The following is a 21,892-nucleotide window of genomic DNA, read 5'->3' as shown; positions in this document are numbered from 1 at the left end:
GAGAATAGGAATATGCTTATGAATTAAGAATTAAGCCTAAAGAATTTATTTGTTTTAAACCCTGAGAACCAGCCCAACGAATTTGTCTTTTACGATCAAATAAAACAGATCCTATTTCCATCGATGAAGACAAATATCGATTCACATAACTTTGGCTTTTAAGTTCAATTTCTTTAGCCATCCTGCTCCAAATCAACGCAACATCTTCTGGGTTATCTAACTCAAGGGCTAGTAACGCATTTTCCACCGAAGTTGATTGACTTATTAATTTAATCAAATCAAAGGAGACATCTTCTTTAACTGCAAGGGAAGTTAGTATTTCAATTCTTCCATCTGCAAGATGATGATGGGTATGAAAAACGCCGCCAGAAAGTTTTACCAATTTCCCATGATAACCAAATATTAAAAGTTTCTTCACGCCATTTTCCGCAGCAGCAACAAGAAGAGGCCCTAACCAATTACCTGTTTTGATAATTTGCTGCTTAGGCAGTCCAAATTTCAGTGCTAAATCCCTTCCATTTTCTCCAATAACAAAAGTCAAACATCCATCAAATGTTGATTCAGAGCATTTACCTTGCAGAATATCTTTGCATGTTTTCAATTGCTCAGGAGAAGCACTGATTTGAACTTCTGCCTGAGTCCCAATCAGTGATAAGCCATCTACAACACCAAATGCTTGATTACTCGTCTTTAAGGCTAGGTCTTTCCCCTCAGGTAAAACAATCTCTACTTTGATTGAAAAACCTTTGGGTAATAAGGGATAAAGATTTTTACAAAGTAAATCACGCGTAAACTTAGATATACATGGCTGACCAGTTGATTCATATTTACCTACTCCGTAACCACCATGGAAATCAAGCCAATCAGGAAAGTCATTTTGAACTCTCGATTCAAAGTTAGAACTGACTTTAATTAATTGAACATAAGCCCAAATTTCCAATCCTCTTGTTAAGTCAAGGCTCAATCCAGACTGACAATGACTAACTGATAACGATCTGTTACCACTATCAAGTAGCGCTGCAGAAAAAACCGGTACCGTAATTGACTCATCTTGATTTAGTAGCGCAATTCTCTCTCTGTTTTTAAATTTATTGCCAACTAAAATATTTGTTGCAGACTTTGCAGCCGCAACCACCCAAACTGGAAGAGTATATTCATTCAAATCATTCGAAGAGCTGACGATAGAAGAAATTCCCTAAATAATTTTTTAAAATAATAATAATCTAGATTTAAATAAGTAAATGAAAGACAAACTCAATCTAATGATTCCTGGACCAACGCCGGTTCCAGAAAATGTTCTGAGTTGCATGAGTAAACACCCCATCGGTCATAGGAGTGGAGATTTTCAAGACATTGTTCAAAAGACGACTGAGCAACTCAAATGGCTTCACCAGACAACTGCGGATGTACTAACAATTACAGGAAGTGGGACAGCTGCTATGGAGGCGGGAATTATAAATACTTTAAGCAAAGGTGATCAAGTCATCTGTGGTGATAATGGAAAGTTTGGAGAAAGATGGGTAAAAGTTGCAAAAGCATATGGACTAGATGTAAAAGTGGTAAAAGCTGATTGGGGCCAACCTCTCGATCCAAATCAATTCAAGGAAATTCTCGAAAACGACACGGAAAAAAAAATCAAGGCGGTAATTTTAACTCACTCAGAAACTTCGACCGGAGTGATTAATAATCTAAAAGCAATAAATGATGAAGTAAAAAATCATGGCAAAGCTATAACTATCGCTGATTGTGTAACAAGTCTTGGTGCATATAATATTCCAATGGATGAATGGGGAATTGATGTAATTGCCTCTGGTTCTCAAAAAGGTTATATGATCCCACCCGGTCTCAGTTTTGTAGCCATGAGCAAAAGAGCATGGGAAGCAAATTCTCTATCAGATTTACCTAAATTCTATTTAGATTTAAGACAATATTTGAAGACAGTAAATAAAAATAGTAATCCATTCACTCCTGCAATAAATTTATATTTTGCTTTGGAAGCATCACTCACAATGATGCAAAATGAAGGACTAAATAATATTTTTAAGCGTCACGCTCGTCATCAAAAAGCAACGCAAGAAGGAATAAAAGCTATGGGTTTAACCTTATTCACAAAAGAAGGTTTTGGAAGCCCCGCAATAACAGCTGTTAAACCTGAAAATATAGATGCAGAAAACATCAGAACATCCATAAAGAATGATTTCGATATACTCCTAGCGGGAGGACAAGATCACTTAAAAGGAAAAATCTTTAGAATTGGGCATTTAGGCTTTGTGAACGATAGGGATATTCTGAGTGTAATTTCAGCTTTAGAAAGCACTCTAGATAAAATGGGAAAACTACAAGCTCCAGCTGGAACAGGGGTTTCAAAAACTATTTCAGTCTTAAATCAATTAAAATAATTATTTTAATTATTCATCTTTTACGATTCTTATATGTAAAAGTCTGTAAAAACAAACTAATATTTATAAACTTAAATAAATTTATGAATAATCATCTAGTTTTAATCAAATGAAGCACTTGAGGCCCAACTACACTTGCCATTCTTTCTTTGTCAAGTGCTTTCAAAATTAAACCAGCGCAAGATTGTAAATCGCCTTCATCAGCATATACTGATGCATTCTTAAAAAAATAGCCAGCTTCTTTTAAAAATGCCTGTTTCTTAACTTGTATCGTATTCATTATTAGAATTAAATAGTACAAACGATTTTATCAATTCATTATATCAAAAGATAGTTAGTTAATTCGTAGAATAAAGGCTAAGGGAAATCGTCAGTAAAATTTTAATTCATCGATTTTCAAATACGATATTTGGTTAAATCATAAATAATTAAAATAGATAAAAACAAAGAATTACTAATTCGAACTAAAACTAGACAGAGTAAAAAATAATAGATATTTTAAAATCGATAATTCTCTTAAAAATTATGCCAATTGGGATAAGTCGAAACTTCTTACCTATTTCAATAATTTGTTTAGTATGCAGTACTACTTTAGGCGTCAAAACTAATGCAGCAGTCACTAACGGGGCAGACATATATTGCTTTATGAGGAATGGAGGTAATACTCATGAGCCAAGCTGGCAAGCAGCGTATCAATTTATAAAAAATAAAAAACAAGGACTATTCAAAACTTCACCTAAGCAAGCCGCCTCACTAATTGTTGAAGAAGTAGTTCTAGATCCAATAAAATATGAAGATTGCATTAGCTATTTAGGCGATATGTATTCCGGTGGCTCAATCTCAATAGAAATAGATGATGATCAGCAATTAAAAGATGAAACAAAATCATCTATCCAGAACCCAGAAAAAAGTCCAAAAGGAAAATATTTAGATCCTTATAACTATTGATAAAGCTTATGTTGATATAAAAAGATATAAATAAATTTAATCAATCAAAAATAAAAAATATCTTACAAAATAGAAAAATGATATTTTCGATACATTGACTTATTTCTTTGTCGAGGGAAAATTCTACTAGATAATTTTTACTTATGCACAATAGGGATGCGGTTTTCTTAGAAGATCTCTGCCCAAAGCTGCGCAATCGAAGATGGCGAAAATCATTACATGATTTCACAGGAAAAAAATGTATATATTGTGGGAAGCTTTCAGAATCAATTGATCATGTTTTGCCACGAAGTCAAGGTGGTTTAAGCATTACTGAAAATTGTGTACCTGCCTGTCTTTCATGCAATGGAAAGAAAACAGATAGCAATGCATTTGAATGGTACAGAAAACAACGTTTTTATGACCCAAGACGTTCTATGGCAATAAGAGCTTGGACGGAAGGAGATATACGCTTAGCTTTGAGACTTCTAAAATGGGCTCAACCTAAGCAACATGAAAAATCAAAAGATCAATTGAATGAAGATTATTCTTGGCAAGCAGCTTAGATTTCTACCAGACTTGACAGGCATCTGAAGAATTATATTTTTCACATATGGAAGCTAGATTCATGGGCTTCTCAGGAACAACTACAATACAAAAGAGAAAACAAATTGCAGCAATCAAAGGCTTGATCAAATTTTGATTTTTCTTTTGAGAAGGTAATCTTTTATCGTTCCTTATTCTGACAACACCTATGCTGGAATTCAGACTAGGCTTTAAACAAGAAGCAATCATTCCTAAATAATCAACATAATACATTTGTACTAATGATTGAAGATATTGTCAAGCAATTGGATCCTTTAGAGCCTAAATCGAAATTAATCATATTTGGAGGTGGATATAGCGGTCAAAGAGTCGCAAGTGCAGGAAGATATTTAGGTGCAAACGTTTTGTGCAGTAGAAGAAAAGAAAAAAGTAAGGGGGCTGATTTCACATTTAATGTTGATCAAGAGCTGTCTGATGAAATTCTCGAGGGGGCAACGCATGTCCTAAGTTGTATACCTCCATTATTAAGTGGAGAAGATCCTGTACTACTTAGACTTAAGAGTCAATTACTAAATTCAAAAAATTTAAAGTGGGTGGGTTACTTATCTACTACTGGAGTGTATGGAGACACTCAAGGAGAATGGGTAAATGAAAATACTTCTCCTAATCCTCAACAAGAAAGAAGTATCCGTAGATTTTCCTGTGAAAAACAATGGCTAGCAACACAGCTTCCTATTCAAATACTTAGAATTCCAGGTATCTATGGACCTGGAAGATCTGCATATGAAAGCCTGTTGAAAGGAACAGCGAAAATGATCGACAAGCCTGGTCAAGTATTTTCAAGAATTCATGTGGATGATATTGCTGGAGCTGTTTTATTTTTGATTAATCTCTATTCTCAAGGAAACAATCCATCTGTAGTCAATGTAGCTGATAACTTACCAAGCAATAATCTTGAAGTGATTGATTACGCAGCTAAATTAGCCAAAATATCTCTACCATCAAAAGTACCTTTTGAAATTGCAAAAAAAACAATGAGTCCAATGGCACTATCTTTTTGGCAAGAAAATCGAAAAGTTGATAACAATTTATTATGTAAAAAACTCGGTTATTCTCTAATTTACCCAGATTTTAAATCTGGCTTAAAAAATTGTTTCTCAAAATTAAAAATAAATGAATAATCTTTAATCAATGTTCTTTTAAAAACTCATCCAAATTTAATACATAACTAAAATATAACCAAATAAAATCCAATATAATCAAAAACTTATTCCAATTCAAAACAACGAAGCATTACTCACGCTAAAACAGATCAAAATTACAACATGAAAACATTTCCTACATCGAAAGACAACGAAAATACTCTTATTATTGCATTGGGAGACCCTGCAGGGATAGGGACCGAAATAATATTAAAAGCTCTTGCCTCTAAATGCTTAAATGAGAAAATAAAGCCTTTACTTGTAGGATGCAAAAATAATATTTATACAACTTATTTAAAGCTAATTAAACATGGAATATATAATATCCCTAACCCAAACAAGCTTGATATTATTGATATACCTCTAGAAAAAGAAATAATACCAGGAAAAGTTGATAAGTATACTGGCGCAGCAAGCTTTAAATGGCTTTTAAATGCTACAAATATACTTTTACAAGGAAAAGCAAAAGCTTTAGTCACAGCACCTATTTCAAAAATAGCATGGCATAAAGCTGGGCATGAATTTGCAGGTCAAACTGAATTATTAGGAAAGTTAACTAATAAAAAAACATCAATGCTTTTTACAGCAATATCACCAAATAATGGATGGAGATTTAATACTTTACTAGCGACAACGCATATACCTCTTAATGAAATCAAAAATAATTTAACAAAAGAATTAATTAGATTTAAATTAGATACTTTATTGAATTTTTGTCGTCAGTTCAAAGAAAAACCATTAATTCACATAGCAGGCTTAAATCCACATGCGGGAGAAGAAGGAAAGATTGGCATAGAAGAACAAAACTTAATGATTCCCATTTTAAATGAATGGAAATTAGATAATCCAGAAGTAAAAATAAGCGGACCTATACCTCCAGACACTTGCTGGATTTCATCAGCAAATGCATGGAATGCTCTCTCAACTTCCAATAATGCGCCTGACGGAATTCTTGCTTTATATCATGATCAAGGTCTAATACCAGTCAAATTAATAGCCTTTGACGAAGCTATAAATACAACTCTTGGACTACCATTTGTAAGAACATCTCCTGATCATGGTACTGCTCTAGATATTGCAGGTAAGTTCAAGGCCAGAGAAAAAAGCATGATTGCTGCAATTAATAATGCCTGGCTTCTTTCTCGATAAATTAAAAATCTATAAAGGTTTTAATCTCATTAATACTTGACCAAACTCAACTGGAGTTCCATTTTCAACAAGAATTTCAATTACTTCTCCACTCACCTCTGACTCCAATTCATTCATTAATTTCATTGCCTCAAGAATACAAACTGCTTGCCCAACACTGATCCTCGATCCGATGTCCACGAAAGGAGGCTCTTCTGGCCCTGGTGCCCGATAAAAGGTCCCAACCATGGGAGCAGTAACTTCAACCAAATCAGAGCGTGATCCTGGAACTGAAGGAGGAGGTGTGCTTGGAACTGGTGAAGCCTCAATTTTGCGTTGATGTGGTGGATCAATCTCTTCGGATGTCGATTTCTTTTGAGAAGTTATTGAATCTGAAGAAGTCCCAAGATTACGTTTAACTTCCAAATAAAAGTCTTCTCCCTCAAGTCGAAACTCTTGAATATCGCTCTCAGATAGACTTGCCAACAAGCGATGAAGCTCTTCGTGATCAAGATTCATTGTCATTGTGTTTCTCGTCCTAGATAAGTGTCATTTCGAGTATCTACCCGAATTTTCTCACCAATTGAAATAAATAATGGAACCATAACTTGAGCTCCTGTTTCCAAGATTGCTGGCTTTGTACCTCCTGAAGCAGTGTCACCTTTAACCCCAGGATCAGTTTCTTTTATTTCTAAAACAACTGAATTGGGCAATTCAACTTCAAGTGGTTTTTCATTCCAGGACACTACATTAACCTCCATCCCTTCTTTTAGATATTTCCGACTTTCTCCAATTTGTTCAGCAGTTAGGCGTGTTTCTTCATAAGAAGTCATATCCATAAATACAAAATCATCTCCGTCCATGTAAGTATGTTGCAACTTTGATTTCTCCAAAAGAGCTTGAGGAACCATTTCCCCAGCTCTAAAAGTCTTTTCGACAACACTACCGCTCACAACAGCTTTTAATTTAGTCCTGACAAACGCAGAACCCTTACCAGGCTTGACATGTAGAAATTCAATAACACGCCAAACTGCACCGTCTAACTCGATAGTAGTGCCAGTGCGAAAGTCGTTACTTGAAATCATTCACACAAAAGATACCAATCGATCATAAGTCTGTGCCAAAGTCATGCAAAACATAGAATTAACATGGCAAAAAAGATTTGCATTCTTGCCCTGATAACAATCCTATTTTCTTTGAGTTCTCCATGGATTGACCCTGCTGCTGCAAGCCTTCCAAATGGTAATCGACTAAAAGATCCTTATGCAATATTAAGAAATTCTTTACCGATTGACCAAAAAGAATTACGTGAATTACAAAACAAACTTGAAGATACGAGCGATGATCTTCGAGGAAGTAGATGGTCAGCTATCAGCAAAGCCACCTCAAGAAGTCAATTTTTAGTAAGTAATAGAAAAAATCAAATTCTTGATTCAATGCCAGATGAAAATAAAGAAAAAGCAGTTAATTTGCTCTCAAATTTAAATGAAGAGCTTGATGAATTAAGGCAAATAGCAAACGAAAAAAATAAAGTCTCATTTCTTGATGTCAGACGTCAAAGTTTAAAAACAATTGATGATCTAGAATCTCTTTTAATCACTAATGATTTTCCATATGCAATCCCTAGTGAATATGACAATTTACCTAGACTCTTAGGGAGAGCAAATGTAGAAATAAAAACATCAAAAGGAAATATGAGCGCAATTATCGATGGTTATAATGCTCCTTTAACAGCTGGTGCATTTATAGATCTTTCATTAAAAGGTTTTTACGATGGTTTACCAATTAATAGAGCTGAAGAATTTTTTATTCTTCAAACTGGAGATCCTAAAGGAGAAGCGATTGGCTATATAGATCCTGACAAAAATGAGTTGCGAAAAGTTCCATTAGAAATAAGGACCCCTAATTTCGAAGATACACTTTATGGCGAAACTTTTGAGGAAGTTGGTCTTTACACTGAAACCCCTGTCCTTCCATTTGCTACTTTAGGCACACTTGGCTGGGCTCACTCTGATACAGATTTAAATGATGGTTCATCTCAGTTTTTCTTCTTCTTATATGAAGCTGAATTAAATCCAGCTGGACGTAATCTTATTGATGGAAGAAATGCAGCTTTTGGCTATGTAATTGAAGGCTCTGAAATATTAAATAAACTTGGAGTAGATGATAAAATTATCTCAATTAAAGTATTAAATGGTTCAGAAAATCTTAAAGTCAAAGCTTAATTTTCAAATAAAGTGAAAACTACAATTAAAGATTTAGGTGAAATAGAGTTACTGAATCGTTTAAAAAGATTTATGCGATGTGGACAAATAGATGATGATCTGGCAGAAATAAATGCTAGTAATAAAAACTTATTGATTAATACTGATTTACTTGTAGAAAACATTCATTTTTCTGAGAAAATATCTAATGCTAAAGATATTGGATGGAAATGTATTACCACAAATATTTCTGATCTGATTTGCAGCGGCTCAGAAAATATAATTTCTTTTACTGTTGGATTGGTTTTACCACCAAACACATATTTGGAATGGGTAGAAAACCTATATGAAGGAATGTGGGAAGCAATGCAAGAATTTGGAGGAGAAATAATTGGCGGTGATTGCTCGTGTGGAGAAACAAAAATGATTTCAATTACTGCAATTGGAGAAAAGAAACCGCCTAGACTACATAGAGGAAATGCTTTGCCAGGAGATTATATTGTTAGCTCCGGATTCCATGGCTTAAGTAGATTAGGTTTAGCGCTTTTAACCTCCGAGCAACTACCAAGTGAAGTCCTAATAAGTCAAGAGCTTGCTAATAAAGCTATCAGCGCACATAAACGTCCATATCCAGCTATTAAGGCTCTCAAAGCATTAATAGAGTGTAAGCCCACTTCAACGACTTGGAGAGCCGCAGGAACTGATAGCAGCGATGGGCTTATTGAATCAATTAGAGGAATTTGCCAAAGCAGTAATTGCCAAGCGGTTTTATCCAAAACTTCAATTCTAAAAGACCCAGACTGGCCAGAAGATTCGATTTGGGATGAATGGATCTTAAATGGAGGAGAGGACTATGAGTTAATACTTAGTCTTCCAAGAGAATGGGCAGAAGCTTTAGCAAAAAAATTGAAATCTGCCCAAATTATTGGGTTTATACAAGAAGGTAAACCCAATATTTTCTGGGAGAACTTAGAACCAATTAATATTGGGAAATCACATCTATTTCAACATTTTTAAATTGTAGAGTTTCAGTCTTATTTCCATTTTTGGGCAACAATTTCAGCCAAGTCAACTACCCTTTGGCTATAACCCCACTCATTGTCATACCAAGCTAAAACTTTCACCATATTGTTATCTATACACATTGTTAAAGCTTCATCAACAATGGTTGATTCATTAGTGCCTGCATAATCAGTAGAAACGAGAGGCAAGTCACCATATTTGATGATTCCTTTCATTTCTCCCTGTGAAGCAGTTTTCAATAATGAATTTACTTCTTCAGCACTAGTGTTCCGGCTGGATTCAAAGACTAAATCAACTGCAGAAACATTTGGAGTAGGGACTCGCATCGCAATACCAGTGAGTTTCCCTTTCATTTCTGGATAAACAAGAGCAACAGCTTTTGCCGCTCCAGTTGAAGTAGGGACCAAATTCATTGCGGCTGCTCTTGCACGTCTTAAATCACGATGAGCATTATCTAGGATTCTTTGATCTCCCGTATAACTATGAATAGTGGTCATTAGACCTTTATTAATCCCTAACTTTTGATCTAAAACTTTTACTATCGGAGCTAAACAATTGGTGGTACAACTTGCATTACTGAGAATATCAAAATCTTCATGAGAGTAAGTATCAGCATTAACACCAACGACATAAGTACCTACCCCATCTCCCTTACCAGGTGCAGTAAGGATGACCTTCTTAGCTCCAACTTGTAAATGCTTACTAGCACCAACATCTGTATTAAAGACACCTGTTGATTCAATTACTAAATCAATTCCCCACTCTTTCCAAGGAAGATTTAATGGGTTTCTATCTGAATAACATTTTATGGTTTTGCCATTAATCTCAAATGTATCGTCAGTATGTGAAATTTCAGCATCGTTTATAGCTCCTAGAATAGAGTCATATTTGAGCAAATGGGCACAAGTTTTTGGGTCAGAGGTGACGTTAATACCGACCACCTCAATATTTGTATTTGCACCCCTACTGAGCCAACAACGCATAAAATTGCGTCCAATTCTTCCGAATCCATTAATCGCTACACGCAAAGTCATTTCAAAAACGGTAAAACCGCACAAGCTACTGGCCGCTGATCATACAGAACGATGATCATTTTCTGTGCATTTTGAAAAATAATTGAAGCGTTAAGGACATAAAAAGTATAAAAACTCTCTAATTCTTTAAAAAATGTGCCTTTAGATAGATGAAGAGTTATCTTTCACTCGACACTGAAGAGAAATTGAAGAAGACACAAGAGTTACCACCTCATATTCACTTTATTGGAATCGGAGGTATTGGTATGTCTGCTCTCGCAATGATTCTCGCTAAAAATGGATATTCCATATCTGGCTCTGACCAAAAAAAAAGCTTGACTTTAAAAGAATTAGCCGCAAATAAAATCCATATCTTTCAAGCTCAAGAAGAATCGAACATTACCGAAATTTTTAAAGTTCATGGAAAAAATATATTAGTTGTTATAAGTTCAGCAATAGGCGAAGATAATTTAGAATTATGTAAAGCGAAAAAATACAATTTAACAATTAATCATCGTTCTGAAATATTGGCCTTTTTAATTAATCAAAAGAGGTCAATAATAATCTCAGGATCTCATGGTAAAACAACAACAAGTACTTACATTACAACATTATTTTCGCATGCAAATATAAATCCAACTGCTATCATTGGAGGAATTGTTCCTCTCTACCAAAGAAACTATAATGTTAGTGATAGTAATTTTTTAATCGCTGAAGCAGACGAATCAGATGGATCACTAGTAAAATTTAATCCTAATATTGGAGTAATAACTAATTTAGAACTTGAACATGTTGATCATTATCTAAATCTAGAAAATTTAATTACAACCATGAAACAATTTGCGAAAAATTGTGAATACTTGATTACCAATTTTGACTGTATCAATCTTAAACATAATATACAAAATTCTAAGTGGTTTTCGATTTATACAATTAATAATATAGATTTTGCACTGATTCCAAAGGAATCTAATGGATGTGAAATCATCGCAGAATATTATGAGCAAGAAAAATTTATTGACATAATAAAAATACCTGTTCCTGGAATACACAATTTAAGTAATACAGTAGCTGCTATAGCTGCATGTAGAGTAGCAGGAATTCTGTTTAAAGATATAAAAAAAGGAATTAACAATTTACAGCTTCCTTCAAGAAGATTTGAATATAAAGGCTTATGGAAAAGCAGATTAATAATTGAAGATTATGCTCATCATCCTAGTGAAATTGATGCTACAATTTCCATTGCCTCTTCTATGATTCAGACAAAACATAATCTTTCATTCATAACACCTAAAAGATTAGTTACGATATTTCAACCACATCGGTATAGTAGAACTAAAAAATTTAAAAAAGAATTTGCACAAAGTCTAAGTAAATCTGATTTAGTATTCATAACTCCAATTTACTCTGCTGGAGAAAATAAAATTAAAGGAATAAATAATAAGACTATTGGAAATGAGTTAAAAAAATTAAAACCTAATCTAGAAATATATACTCCAAATAATAATCAAAATTTAATAAAGCTAATAAAAGAACATACAATTGAAAAAGATTTGATTATAGTTATGGGCGCAGGAGATATTAATATAATATGTGCAAGTCTATTTTTAGAATTAATCAATAATAAATCGATCAGAAATAATTTAGCCGCTTAATCAATGAATTCAATTCAATTAGAAAAAAATATTTCATTATCAAATTTTACTACTTGGAGAATAGGTGGTCCTGCAGAATGGATTGCTCAACCGAAAAATATTGAAGAAATTAAATCTTTAATTAATTGGACAAATAAGAAAAAAATTCCCTGCAATATTATTGGTGCTGGATCAAATCTTTTAATCAATGACAAAGGAATTAAAGGTTTAAGCCTATGTATGCGTAATTTGAAAGGAATTGAAATTGATAAAAGTCTTGGAATTATTGAGGTACTTAGCGGTGAGATGCTTCCAACGTTAGCCAGAAAAGCAGCAGCAAATGGACTTCACGGGCTCGAATGGGCTGTAGGAATCCCAGGAACCATTGGTGGCGCAGTAGTTATGAATGCGGGAGCACAAGAACATTGCATATCTGACTATCTCGAAAGTATTACAACGCTATCATTAAAAGGTGAATACAAAATTATCAAGAGAAAAGATCTCAATTTTGGATACCGATACAGTCTTCTTCAAAATCAAAATTTAATTGTCGTATCTGCTCGACTAAAGTTGGTATCAGGTCATGCAGAAAAAATCCGACAGGTCACCAATGCAAACCTAAACCATAGATTAAAAACTCAACCCTATGAAGCCCAAACCTGCGGTAGTGTTTTTCGTAATCCTGAACCTTTGAAAGCTGCACAATTAATTGAAGAACTTGGTTTAAAAGGATTTCGTATTGGTGGAGCTGAAATATCAAAAATACATTCTAATTTTATAATTAACTCAAACAAAGCCTCATCTTATGACGTAAAAGAGTTAATTAAATTTATCCAAAAAAAAGTTTTTAATTCTTATGGAATCTTGTTAGAAACAGAAGTCAAGCAATGTGGCTTCTAAAATTACACCCTAAGATCAATAACAATAGGAAATTCTCATGGCTGGATTCGGACTACCAAACTTTGGGCAACTAACTGAAGCTTTTAAAAAAGCACAACAAATTCAACAGAATGCTCAAAAACTACAAGAAGAGCTCGAGGTTATGGAAATAGAGGGGGCAAATAATGATAATCGGGCAAAAATATGGATGTCCGGAAATCAAAAGCCTTTACGAGTAGAAATTGACCCATCTCTTCTCTCTGAAGAAAAAGTATTAATCGAAGAAGCCATACTTGATGCGATGAAATCTGCTCACGAAATTTCAGCTTCGACGATGAAAGAACGCATGGAGGATTTAACCGGTGGATTCAAGCTTAATCTGCCTGGTATGGGAGAGGAGAATTAATCATTTCCTCAAGGTTCTCACGATAAAAAGAATATCTTTCAAGATCTTTATCAATTACACAACCAGGCTCATCTCTATGTAAACAATTACGAAACTTGCATTTTGACTTAGTTAATTGAATTCGAAACTCTGGGAACAAAGAAGCGAAGTCAGATGGCTCGCATATTATTTCTGGACGATTAAACCCTGGTGTATCAGCAAGAAGTGATCCATGTCCAATAGCAAAAAGTTCCACATGCCTGGTCGTGTGTGTACCTCTCTTTAATTTTTTGGAAACAGATGAAGTAGGTAGTGAAACGGTTGGTATTAAATAATTAATTAAACTTGTCTTTCCTACTCCAGAAGGACCAGCAAGTACAGTTAATTTGGTTTTTCGAAATCGTTCTATTAATAAATCAATACCCTGAGAATTATGTATAGATACTGGTATACAATCATATCCCCAAGATTTAAATTTATTTATATATAAAATCAAATCATTCTTTGTAATTAAATCTATTTTGGTTAAAATTATCAAAGGCTTTATATTTGCACATTCAGCTGTTAATAAAAAACGGCTTGTTTGCTCCATATCAAATAAAGGCTCATCAACTGAGATGCAAATAGAAACTAATGTAACGTTAGCCACCGCTGGGCGTTTTAAAAAACTTGTTCGCTGCTCCACCTCACAAATCACGGCACGTTTATTTTTATAATCTATAGACTCAACGCAAACAATATCTCCTACATCTATAAATAAACCTCGATAGTCTAACTTACTTCTTCGTGTGCATAAAAGTCTAATTTTTTCATATAATTGATCCAATGAATCATATTTAAAATCTTTATAGTTAATCTCTACGACTAAAAAATTTGCTTTCAGTGCAACAACAATACCTTTTAATTTATTAGGTTTATTTTTATTCACTCGATATTATCAAAGTTACTTTGTTAGAGTCTTTATTCAATATTTTTACTTTATATCCCTTCTCTTGTAAACCATCAATAACACTAGTTTCAGCTTCGCCTATATCTATATCTACTTTTAAAGTATCTTTTGTAGATAAATTTTCCAAAGCTAAGCAGCATTTAACAAAATTGACTGGACAATCAAGGCCACACAAATCTAAATAATGATCAATAAAGATATTTTTCTCCACTATTATTTGCCAAATAGCTTACTAAATAAGCCACTTTTATGGTAATGATATTGAGGTCCACGTGCAGAGTAATGTCCAGCTAACTTTTCCAATAAATTTCTTTCAGAATCTGATAATTTTGTAGGTAATTTAATCTTTACTGAAACTTGATGGTTACCTCTAGCTACAGGATTGCCTAGTTTTGGCACTCCTTTACTTTCTAAATTCAAAATAGAGTTAGGTTGCGTTCCTGCTGGAATTTGTAACTTAGTAATGCCATCTACAGTATCTATTTCAATAGTATCTCCTAAAATTGCCTGAAGGTAACTAATATTAACCTCAGATAAAATTTTCAATCCATCTCTCTTTAAAGTAGGATGATTTTTTACTTTTAGGAAGACATATAAATCTCCAGATGGACCGCCCTTTAATCCAGCATTACCCTCTCCTGAAACTCTTAATCGTGTTCCACTATCAACTCCAGCAGGAATATTAATTTTTAATTTTTTTCTTACTTGTTTAACCCCTTTCCCTCCACAAGTATTACAAGGATCTTTAATCACTTGTCCAGTACCACCACAAGTTGGACATTCAGCCACTTGGGTAAAACTTCCAAAAGGTGTACGAGTAGCTCTTCTTACTTGACCGGCACCACTACATGTTTGACAAGTAACAGGACCAGTGCCTTTCTTAGCCCCAGTCCCTCTGCAAACATCACAAGTTTCTAAATGAGGAACCGTGATCTCTTTTTCTTCTCCAAAAATAGCTTTATCAAAATCAATCGTTAGGTCGTAACGTAAATCGTCTCCCTGTTGCGGTCCACGTCTTTGAGGACGAGAACCTCCAGGTGAACTAGCACCACCAAAGCCATTAAAAAAGGTCTCAAACAAATCTGCAAAACCGCCCATATCTCCCATATCCGGCATACCAGCAGCCCCACCTATTCCAGCTTCTCCAAATTGGTCGTAACGTGCTCGCTTTTGAGAATCGCTTAAAACTTCATATGCTTTACCTATTTCTTTGAACTTATCCTCTGCACCTGCTTCCTTATTCACGTCAGGGTGATATTTCCGAGCTTGCTGTCTATAAGCTCTTTTTAAAGTGTCAGCATCAGCATCTCTGCTGACACCCAATAGATCGTAAAAATCAGCCATTAGTTCATTTAAACAAATTCAATTCCGTTTCGATCATCATGTAGTTAATTCTCATCTTTAGTTAAGACTTCTGAAGATGGACTTTGTTCTTGATTAGCAGCACTCTGATCAGGAATTTCTTCATTAGCTGCTTTCGGTCCTGGTCCCATAGAAACTTTGACTAAAGCATGCCGTAAAACACGACCATTCAAGTGATAGCCCCTTTGTAATTCTTCAATCACAATGTCCTCAGGCTTGTCATCACTGGGCTCTCTCATAACAGCTTCATGCAAAGAAGGATCAAAAGCCTGATCAACGACACGCATTGGAGCAACACCTAGGTGCTTAAGAACTTCAACTAATTGCTTGTAAAGTCCTTGGTAACTTCGATGTAATGCTTGAGCTTCTTCGCCCTCAGGGTTTAATTGCTGTCTTGCTCTTTCAAAATTATCGACAACAGGAAGTATTTCACTAAGCGTAGTGCATGTAAGTTGTATTTTTAAATCATCTTGATCACGCGTCTGACGCTTTCGGAAGTTGTCAAAGTCAGCAGCTATTCTCATATATTGACTATTTAAAGTTTCATGCTCTTTTTCTAATTGCTGTAGTCTTGCTTCAGTATCTGGACCTTTAATATTTGAATCAGAGCTAGTTGAAGGTTGTTCGTTTGCAGTATCTACTAAATCATTGTTCAATTCAGACTCTTCGTCGGGATTATTAGAAAGTTCAACTTGATTAAGTGATTCATTACTTGTATTCGAACTTACAGAATTTTCATTGGGATCATCTGGTGATGCACCATCTTGAGATAATTCATGTTCGGAGGAGGAAACGTCTGAATTCATATAATTCGATCAGCTATTTGACCATGTTGATTGCAAAGGGTTTTTTATACAAGCTACGGAAGCCCACACCTATTAAATAGAAAAGAAAATCATTTACGAATCAACTTCAAACGCAAGAGCGACACCATTATTGCAATATCGTTTACCAGTTGGCCTTGGACCATCATTAAAAACATGCCCTTGATGCCCACCACATCTTCGACAATGATATTCAGTTCTAGGGACAATTAATTTGAAGTCTGTTTTTGTCTCTATTGCATCCGGTAAATGATCAAAAAAACTTGGCCAGCCGGTTCCACTATCAAACTTTGTTTTTGAGGAAAACAAAGCAAGCCCGCATCCTGCACAACAAAAAACTCCTTTCCTTTTTTCATCATTTAAAGGACTAGAAAACGGTCTCTCTGTTCCCTCCTTACGTAAAACGTAAAAAGCGTCTTTGGGTAAACGATTTTCCCATTCTTTATCGGTTAAAGTTTTATAGTTTTCCATAGGTTTAGATGCAGCAAAAGCGCTTTTTGGTTTGATAGTAAAACCAAAAAGTGTATTCAAAAGTCCAATCATAAAAAATCTACGTTTCAAAGAAATTTCTCGATTCGATAAATCTTAATAAAATTTCCTCCCAAAAAGTTGAAAAAAATTAATTCATAAAAAATGATTTCCAATTCTTTAAAAACAAATGAAATAGCTAACTACAGGTTAAGTATTGCTCCAATGATGGATTGCACAGATAGGCATTTTCGTGTACTCATGCGGCACATCACAAAAAAATCACTTCTATATACAGAAATGATTGTGGCCCAAGCACTTCATTACAGCAAAAACAGGAATAAATTATTAGATTTTGATGAGATTGAACATCCAATTTCAATACAACTTGGAGGGGATAATCCAAATCTTTTAGGTGAAGCGGCTCAAATGGCTGAAGATTGGGGATATGACGAAATTAATTTAAATATTGGATGCCCAAGTCCAAAAGTAAAATCTGGCAATTTTGGAGCTTGTCTTATGGGAGAACCAAAGACAGTGGCCAACTGCTTAGAGAAAATGAAAAAATCATGCAATATCCCAATAACCGTCAAACACAGACTTGGTATTGATTATCTCGACAGTGATAATTACCTCATGCAATTTGTTGATAGTTGTTCAATTGCAGGAGCAGACAGATTCATAATTCATGCAAGAAAAGCTTGGCTAAATGGATTAAATCCAAAAGAAAATAGAACAATTCCACCTCTTCAATATGAAAGAGTAGAAAAATTAAAAAATAATAGACCTGAATTAATAATTGAACTTAACGGCGGAATTAATACAATCGATGATTGTATTAACGCTCTGAAAGTATTTGATGGAGCAATGGTTGGTAGAGCTGCATACTCACATCCATTCGCTTGGAGACAAATAGACTCAATGATTTACGGACAACAACAAGAAAATTTATCTAGATCAGAAATTATTAGAAAAGTTATTCCTTTTGCTGAAAAACATTTAAAAAATGAAGGACGTCTTTGGCAAATTTCCAAACACATCATAAATATGATTGAAAATATACCTAATGCAAAAATTCTAAGGCAAGAGTTAAGTAAAAAATCTCAAACGAAGGACGCTGATATTTCAATTTTAAAAAAAATTGCCCAACAACTTGAAGATGCTGGGCACTAAGAACAAGCTACAGAATCTTTAAGATTCTGCGCCACCATAATCTGCAGTAGAATCGTCTCCCCCTTCAGGCGAAGCACCTCTTCTTCTTCTACTACGACCTTGGTCAAAGCCATTTTCATCTTGAGAAGCGTTGCCATGACTACGATCTTCCCAGCCTTTAGCTCCAGAAGGTCTATCTTGAGCTGATTGATCAGCTTGACCGCCACCGCCATAACCGCCGCCGCCATAGCCACCGCCATAGCCACCGCCTTGACCGCCACCGCCATAACCGCCGCCGCCATAGCCGCCGCCTTGACCGCCGCCGCCATAGCCACCGCCTTGACCGCCGCCGCCATAGCCACCGCCTTGACCGCCGCCGCCATAGCCACCGCCTTGACCGCCGCCGCCATAACCGCCGCCGCCATAACCACCGCCTTGACCGCCGCCGCCATAACCGCCACCGCCATAGCCGCCACCGCCATAGCCGCCGCCTTGACCGCCGCCGCCATAACCGCCGCCGCCGCCCCTCCTGGGAGCACTCCCTCTAGGTTCAGCTTTGTTGATTCTTAAAGGACGACCCATAAGCTCAGCACCTTGTAGAGATTCAATTGCAGAAGCTTCAACTGCTTCATCAGCCATCTCAACAAAAGCAAAACCTCTTTTGCGTCCTGTATCTCGTTCTAAAGGTAAAGAACAATTTGCCACCTCCCCAAAGGGAGAAAACAATTCAATGACATCTTCCTGCTCAGCGCGGAAGGGTAAGTTGCCGACAAAAATACTCACTTGAAAATTGGACTGAAAATAAAATGTAACTAATAGGCTATGAAAAGCCAAAATTAATAACTCTAAAAAGAGTTATCTTTGACTACTTTAATACCGAAAGCCCTCAAATCGATTGAAAACAATTTTTTTACTTAAATAATTTTTCTCGCCACAAAATAAGCTGTTCTTCAATTCTCGCAAATCCAGTACCACCGGCACTCAAGCGGGACCCAACAACACTTGAAGGCAAAAGCTTTTCAAAAATATCTTTTTCAAAAAATTCATGAAATGTTTTCCATCTCTTCAAAGGAATATCTTTTAGTAAAATCCCTTCTTGCAAAGAAGTCTTAACTATGAGCCCAACTAATTGATAAGCCTCTCGAAATGGTATCTCCTTGGCTACTAAATAATCTGCAACATCAGTCGCATTTGAAAAATCAGAAGAAACAGCTTGGTTGAGTTTTTCTTTTCTAAAAATCAAACCTTCTTCAAACAATATTGATGTCGCAATTAACGAATTCTTAACTGTTTTAACACTATCAAAGATTGCTTCTTTATCTTCTTGAAAATCCTTATTGTAAGCCAAAGGTAACCCTTTGATCATCGTTAACATAGCTTGTAAATGTCCATATACTCTCCCTGATTTACCTCGAACTAGTTCTGGAACATCAGGATTCTTTTTTTGAGGCATAAGGCTACTTCCAGTAGCACATCGATCTGTTAACTGAATAAATGCAAATTCTTCAGACGCCCATAAAATTACTTCCTCGGATAATCTACTTAAATGAGCCATAATTAGGGCTGAGGCTCCTAAAAATTCTACGACAAAATCCCTATCACTTACAGCATCTAAACTATTAGAGTAAAAATCTTGAAAGCCTAATTCTGAAGAAGTAATCTTTCTATTTATCGCAATAGAAGTTCCAGCTAAAGCAGCTGCTCCTAAAGGAGAAATATTAACTCGTTTTCTCACATCTTTTAATCTATTTCTATCTCTTTGCGCCATCTCAACATATGCCAATAAATGATGCGCTAAAGATAAAGGTTGTGCTCTTTGTAAATGAGTATAACCAGGAATAAGCGTATGAAGATTTTGCTCTGCCAATAAAAAAAGAGATCGCTGTAAACGTTCCAAATCCAAATCAATTTCATCAATACGCTTTCTTAGCCATAATCTCAGATCTGTACCAACTTGATCATTACGACTTCGACCGGTATGAAGTTTTTTACCTAGGGGACCTATTAAATCTATTAATTTTTTTTCTACTGCAAAATGCACGTCTTCGTCCGAAATAGAAGGCTTAAACAACCCATCAGAGGACTCTTTCCTAATCTGTTCGAGACCATTTTCTAATTTAATAGCCTCTTCCTTAGTAATAATCCCTTGAATTCCTAACATACGTGCATGGGCAATTGATCCATCCAAATCTTCCTCTAACAAACAAATATCAAACTCAATTGAAGCATTAAATTTTTCTATAAAAGGATTAAGTCCTTTATCAAACCTATCGCTCCAAGTTTTGCTCAATGCTTTTTCCACATTACTAATACAAATAAAGCAGGAGTCTTATGAATTGTCAGGAGTTTTACTAAGTTAATTCAGGAAGTGTTGATTCTTCACTCACTTTTAAAACTACCATTGAAGCATCATCTTCAAGATGATGCTCATTGACAGAAACGAAACCATCTAGTCTCTCAAAAAGTTTATTTAATATTTGTTGAGCTCCTAAACCTTCCTTAGAAAATTTATCCAAGAAAGTTATTAAACGATTTTCGTCAAAACGTTCTCCTGAAATACCAGGTGCCTCAGTAACTCCGTCGGTGTAGTAAAGAAGAACATCGCCAGGTTCAAGAACTATCTCTCCACATCCATACACTGCTTCTGGTTGAAGCCCTATCAATAAACCAGGTGAGTCTAATCTATTGATTGATTTTGACTGAGCGCGCCAAAGCAAAGGAGGATTATGTGCTGCATTAGCAAAACGTAATTTTCTTGATCTCGCATCATAGTCTGAATAAAACAAAGTTACAAAGCGGTGTGATTGAGTCAAATCTTCAAGAGCTAATTGATTCAAATCATGCAAAATAGAATCAGGAGCTAATCCAGTTAGAACCTCCGCTCTAAGCATTCCGCGCAACATAGTCATCAACAACCCAGCAGGAACACCTTTACCCATAACATCACCAATAACAAAGGCCCAACGACCACTGGCTTTTGCGGTTTCTGTCAAGTCTGGACGAGTCGGCATAAAATCGTAATAATCACCGCCTACTTGAAAAGCGGGCCTACAGCGAGCCGCTAATTCAACTCCTTCAATTATTGGGCATTCATCAGGTAATAATTGTGATTGAATTTCAGCGCCAATACTAATTTGCCTATCAACTTTTTCATGATTCCGAATAACTTGAAACATGGCATCATTTTCTATAGCTATTCCAGTGAGATCAGCAACTATCTGAATATGTTTTCGATGAACATTACTTCCAAAAACAATTTCCTTTTTGTCAAATGCATACAAACGACCTCGCTGTCTTCCTCGAGAAACTATTGATGTAGCAATTACATTGGCTGAGTCAAAATGTCGTTGAACGATACGATCTAACATCGCAATATTCCTTTCCTGCATCCCAAAACCCGTTTTCTTACCCTCCTCTAAAAGAAATAATTTTCTAAATAATTCCTGATCTTCATTAACAGGAAGAATTTGCAATTGTTCACACCAAAGACTTCCATTATCTTGAAAAGGAATTAACAATGATCCTTTCACACCAACTAATTGAGTGACAAGAAGCGGAATAAGTTCCAGGAAACGCTGTACATTAGTAAAACTTCGCAAAGCAAAACTTAATGAAAGCAATAAATCTTGATTAACTATTTGCTCTTGAGAAAGACTATTTATCAAATCTGTTAGAGACTTAGAAGCGGCACTTGATAAAGAGTTATTTGGATGTAAATATTGCTCTTCGGAAATTGGAGAATTTTCTTTCACTAATCTCCACAATTCAAGCAATTAAAATTTAGCAAAATATACAAA

The 21,892-nt window shown here is 35.3% G+C and carries 25 protein-coding genes; 11 read left to right on the top strand and 14 right to left on the bottom strand.

Going from position 1 to position 21,892, the window contains the following annotated elements:
• Positions 1–16: 16 nt before the first annotated feature.
• Positions 17–1,162 carry a cobalt-precorrin-5B (C(1))-methyltransferase CbiD gene (gene cbiD, locus O5639_RS07660; protein ID WP_269623957.1) on the bottom strand — a complete coding sequence of 382 codons (1,146 nt, stop codon included), beginning with the start codon at positions 1,160–1,162 and terminating at the stop codon, positions 17–19.
• Positions 1,163–1,241: 79 nt separating this feature from the next.
• On the opposite strand from cbiD, the gene O5639_RS07655 reads away from it, so the two are divergent.
• Positions 1,242–2,399, top strand: a complete 1,158-nt coding sequence (locus O5639_RS07655) for a pyridoxal-phosphate-dependent aminotransferase family protein (RefSeq protein ID WP_269623956.1) — start codon at positions 1,242–1,244, stop codon at positions 2,397–2,399.
• Positions 2,400–2,490: 91 nt separating this feature from the next.
• Here O5639_RS07655 and O5639_RS07650 read toward each other — a convergent pair whose 3' ends face one another.
• Positions 2,491–2,679, bottom strand: a complete 189-nt coding sequence (locus O5639_RS07650) for a hypothetical protein (protein ID WP_269623955.1) — start codon at positions 2,677–2,679, stop codon at positions 2,491–2,493.
• 245 nt (positions 2,680–2,924) lie between these two features.
• Between O5639_RS07650 and O5639_RS07645 the strand changes: the two genes are divergently transcribed.
• Both O5639_RS07645 and O5639_RS07640 read left to right on the top strand, forming a co-directional pair.
• Positions 2,925–3,347 (top strand): DUF6554 family protein, encoded by a 423-nt coding sequence (locus O5639_RS07645; RefSeq protein WP_269623954.1) that lies wholly within the window; start codon positions 2,925–2,927, stop codon positions 3,345–3,347.
• A 143-nt stretch (positions 3,348–3,490) separates the two neighbouring features.
• Complete coding sequence (locus tag O5639_RS07640) at positions 3,491–3,892, top strand: HNH endonuclease (RefSeq protein WP_269623953.1); 402 nt, start codon at positions 3,491–3,493, stop codon at positions 3,890–3,892.
• A gap of 4 nt (positions 3,893–3,896) precedes the next feature.
• Here O5639_RS07640 and O5639_RS07635 read toward each other — a convergent pair whose 3' ends face one another.
• Positions 3,897–4,121, bottom strand: coding sequence for a hypothetical protein (locus tag O5639_RS07635; RefSeq protein WP_269623952.1), 225 nt, complete (start codon positions 4,119–4,121; stop codon positions 3,897–3,899).
• A gap of 32 nt (positions 4,122–4,153) precedes the next feature.
• Here O5639_RS07635 and O5639_RS07630 point away from each other — a divergent pair, with 32 nt between their 5' ends.
• Both O5639_RS07630 and pdxA read left to right on the top strand, forming a co-directional pair.
• On the top strand, positions 4,154–5,053 hold the full coding sequence (locus O5639_RS07630; protein WP_269623951.1) for an SDR family oxidoreductase: 900 nt from the start codon (positions 4,154–4,156) through the stop codon (positions 5,051–5,053).
• Positions 5,054–5,197: 144 nt separating this feature from the next.
• A complete protein-coding gene (pdxA, locus tag O5639_RS07625; protein ID WP_269623950.1) occupies positions 5,198–6,223 on the top strand; it encodes a 4-hydroxythreonine-4-phosphate dehydrogenase PdxA in 1,026 nt (341 codons plus the stop codon).
• Positions 6,224–6,232: 9 nt separating this feature from the next.
• On the opposite strand, the gene accB is transcribed toward pdxA, so the two are convergent.
• Together accB and efp are read right to left on the bottom strand one after the other, a co-directional pair.
• Entirely contained in the window at positions 6,233–6,727 is a 495-nt protein-coding gene (gene accB / locus O5639_RS07620) for an acetyl-CoA carboxylase biotin carboxyl carrier protein (protein ID WP_269623949.1), read from the bottom strand.
• Entirely contained in the window at positions 6,724–7,287 is a 564-nt protein-coding gene (gene efp, locus O5639_RS07615) for an elongation factor P (protein ID WP_269623948.1), read from the bottom strand. The genes accB and efp overlap by 4 nt, the downstream gene beginning before the upstream one ends.
• A 63-nt stretch (positions 7,288–7,350) precedes the next feature.
• On the opposite strand from efp, the gene O5639_RS07610 reads away from it, so the two are divergent.
• Together O5639_RS07610 and thiL are read left to right on the top strand one after the other, a co-directional pair.
• Positions 7,351–8,427, top strand: coding sequence for a peptidylprolyl isomerase (locus O5639_RS07610; RefSeq protein ID WP_269623947.1), 1,077 nt, complete (start codon positions 7,351–7,353; stop codon positions 8,425–8,427).
• Positions 8,428–8,439: 12 nt separating this feature from the next.
• Entirely contained in the window at positions 8,440–9,423 is a 984-nt protein-coding gene (gene thiL / locus O5639_RS07605) for a thiamine-phosphate kinase (protein WP_269623946.1), read from the top strand.
• A 17-nt stretch (positions 9,424–9,440) separates the two neighbouring features.
• Here the strand turns inward: thiL and gap are convergent, their stop codons facing one another.
• Positions 9,441–10,463: a type I glyceraldehyde-3-phosphate dehydrogenase gene (gap, locus tag O5639_RS07600; protein ID WP_269623945.1), complete on the bottom strand. Its 1,023-nt coding sequence runs from the start codon at positions 10,461–10,463 to the stop codon at positions 9,441–9,443.
• A 149-nt stretch (positions 10,464–10,612) separates the two neighbouring features.
• On the opposite strand from gap, the gene murC reads away from it, so the two are divergent.
• Genes murC through O5639_RS07585 form a run of 3 tightly spaced genes read left to right on the top strand, consistent with a single transcriptional unit; the run spans position 10,613 to position 13,361 of the window.
• Complete coding sequence (murC, locus tag O5639_RS07595; protein ID WP_269623944.1) at positions 10,613–12,097, top strand: UDP-N-acetylmuramate--L-alanine ligase; 1,485 nt, start codon at positions 10,613–10,615, stop codon at positions 12,095–12,097.
• A gap of 3 nt (positions 12,098–12,100) precedes the next feature.
• Positions 12,101–12,976 (top strand): UDP-N-acetylmuramate dehydrogenase, encoded by an 876-nt coding sequence (gene murB, locus O5639_RS07590; RefSeq protein WP_269623943.1) that lies wholly within the window; start codon positions 12,101–12,103, stop codon positions 12,974–12,976.
• Positions 12,977–13,013: 37 nt separating this feature from the next.
• Positions 13,014–13,361 carry a YbaB/EbfC family nucleoid-associated protein gene (locus O5639_RS07585; protein WP_269623942.1) on the top strand — a complete coding sequence of 116 codons (348 nt, stop codon included), beginning with the start codon at positions 13,014–13,016 and terminating at the stop codon, positions 13,359–13,361.
• Here the strand turns inward: O5639_RS07585 and rsgA are convergent.
• The 5 genes from rsgA to msrB form a co-directional block, all read right to left on the bottom strand.
• Positions 13,330–14,268 (bottom strand): ribosome small subunit-dependent GTPase A, encoded by a 939-nt coding sequence (gene rsgA, locus O5639_RS07580; RefSeq protein WP_269623941.1) that lies wholly within the window; start codon positions 14,266–14,268, stop codon positions 13,330–13,332. The genes O5639_RS07585 and rsgA overlap by 32 nt on opposite strands.
• Entirely contained in the window at positions 14,261–14,500 is a 240-nt protein-coding gene (locus tag O5639_RS07575; RefSeq protein ID WP_269623940.1) for a sulfurtransferase TusA family protein, read from the bottom strand. The genes rsgA and O5639_RS07575 overlap by 8 nt, the downstream gene beginning before the upstream one ends.
• Before the next feature lie 2 nt (positions 14,501–14,502).
• Positions 14,503–15,633 carry a molecular chaperone DnaJ gene (dnaJ, locus tag O5639_RS07570; RefSeq protein ID WP_269623939.1) on the bottom strand — a complete coding sequence of 377 codons (1,131 nt, stop codon included), beginning with the start codon at positions 15,631–15,633 and terminating at the stop codon, positions 14,503–14,505.
• Positions 15,634–15,677: 44 nt separating this feature from the next.
• On the bottom strand, positions 15,678–16,457 hold the full coding sequence (gene grpE / locus O5639_RS07565) for a nucleotide exchange factor GrpE (protein WP_269623938.1): 780 nt from the start codon (positions 16,455–16,457) through the stop codon (positions 15,678–15,680).
• A 93-nt stretch (positions 16,458–16,550) separates the two neighbouring features.
• Entirely contained in the window at positions 16,551–17,018 is a 468-nt protein-coding gene (gene msrB / locus O5639_RS07560; protein WP_269623937.1) for a peptide-methionine (R)-S-oxide reductase MsrB, read from the bottom strand.
• Between the two features lie 90 nt (positions 17,019–17,108).
• Between msrB and dusA the strand changes: the two genes are divergently transcribed.
• Positions 17,109–18,116, top strand: a complete 1,008-nt coding sequence (gene dusA / locus O5639_RS07555; protein WP_269623936.1) for a tRNA dihydrouridine(20/20a) synthase DusA — start codon at positions 17,109–17,111, stop codon at positions 18,114–18,116.
• An 18-nt stretch (positions 18,117–18,134) separates the two neighbouring features.
• Here dusA and O5639_RS07550 read toward each other — a convergent pair whose 3' ends face one another.
• The 3 genes from O5639_RS07550 to O5639_RS07540 form a co-directional block, all read right to left on the bottom strand.
• Positions 18,135–18,878 (bottom strand): RNA recognition motif domain-containing protein, encoded by a 744-nt coding sequence (locus tag O5639_RS07550; RefSeq protein WP_269625535.1) that lies wholly within the window; start codon positions 18,876–18,878, stop codon positions 18,135–18,137.
• 127 nt (positions 18,879–19,005) lie between these two features.
• Positions 19,006–20,397 (bottom strand): argininosuccinate lyase, encoded by a 1,392-nt coding sequence (gene argH, locus O5639_RS07545; RefSeq protein WP_269623935.1) that lies wholly within the window; start codon positions 20,395–20,397, stop codon positions 19,006–19,008.
• Positions 20,398–20,446: 49 nt separating this feature from the next.
• Positions 20,447–21,847: a PP2C family protein-serine/threonine phosphatase gene (locus O5639_RS07540; protein WP_269623934.1), complete on the bottom strand. Its 1,401-nt coding sequence runs from the start codon at positions 21,845–21,847 to the stop codon at positions 20,447–20,449.
• Positions 21,848–21,892: the final 45 nt, after the last annotated feature.

It is taken from the genome of Prochlorococcus marinus str. MIT 1214 (assembly GCF_027359355.1).
GTDB classification, from domain to species: domain Bacteria; phylum Cyanobacteriota; class Cyanobacteriia; order PCC-6307; family Cyanobiaceae; genus Prochlorococcus_B; species Prochlorococcus_B marinus_F.
The sequence above is the reverse complement of the archived record's forward strand: the minus strand, read 5'-3'. Positions and strand labels throughout refer to the sequence as shown.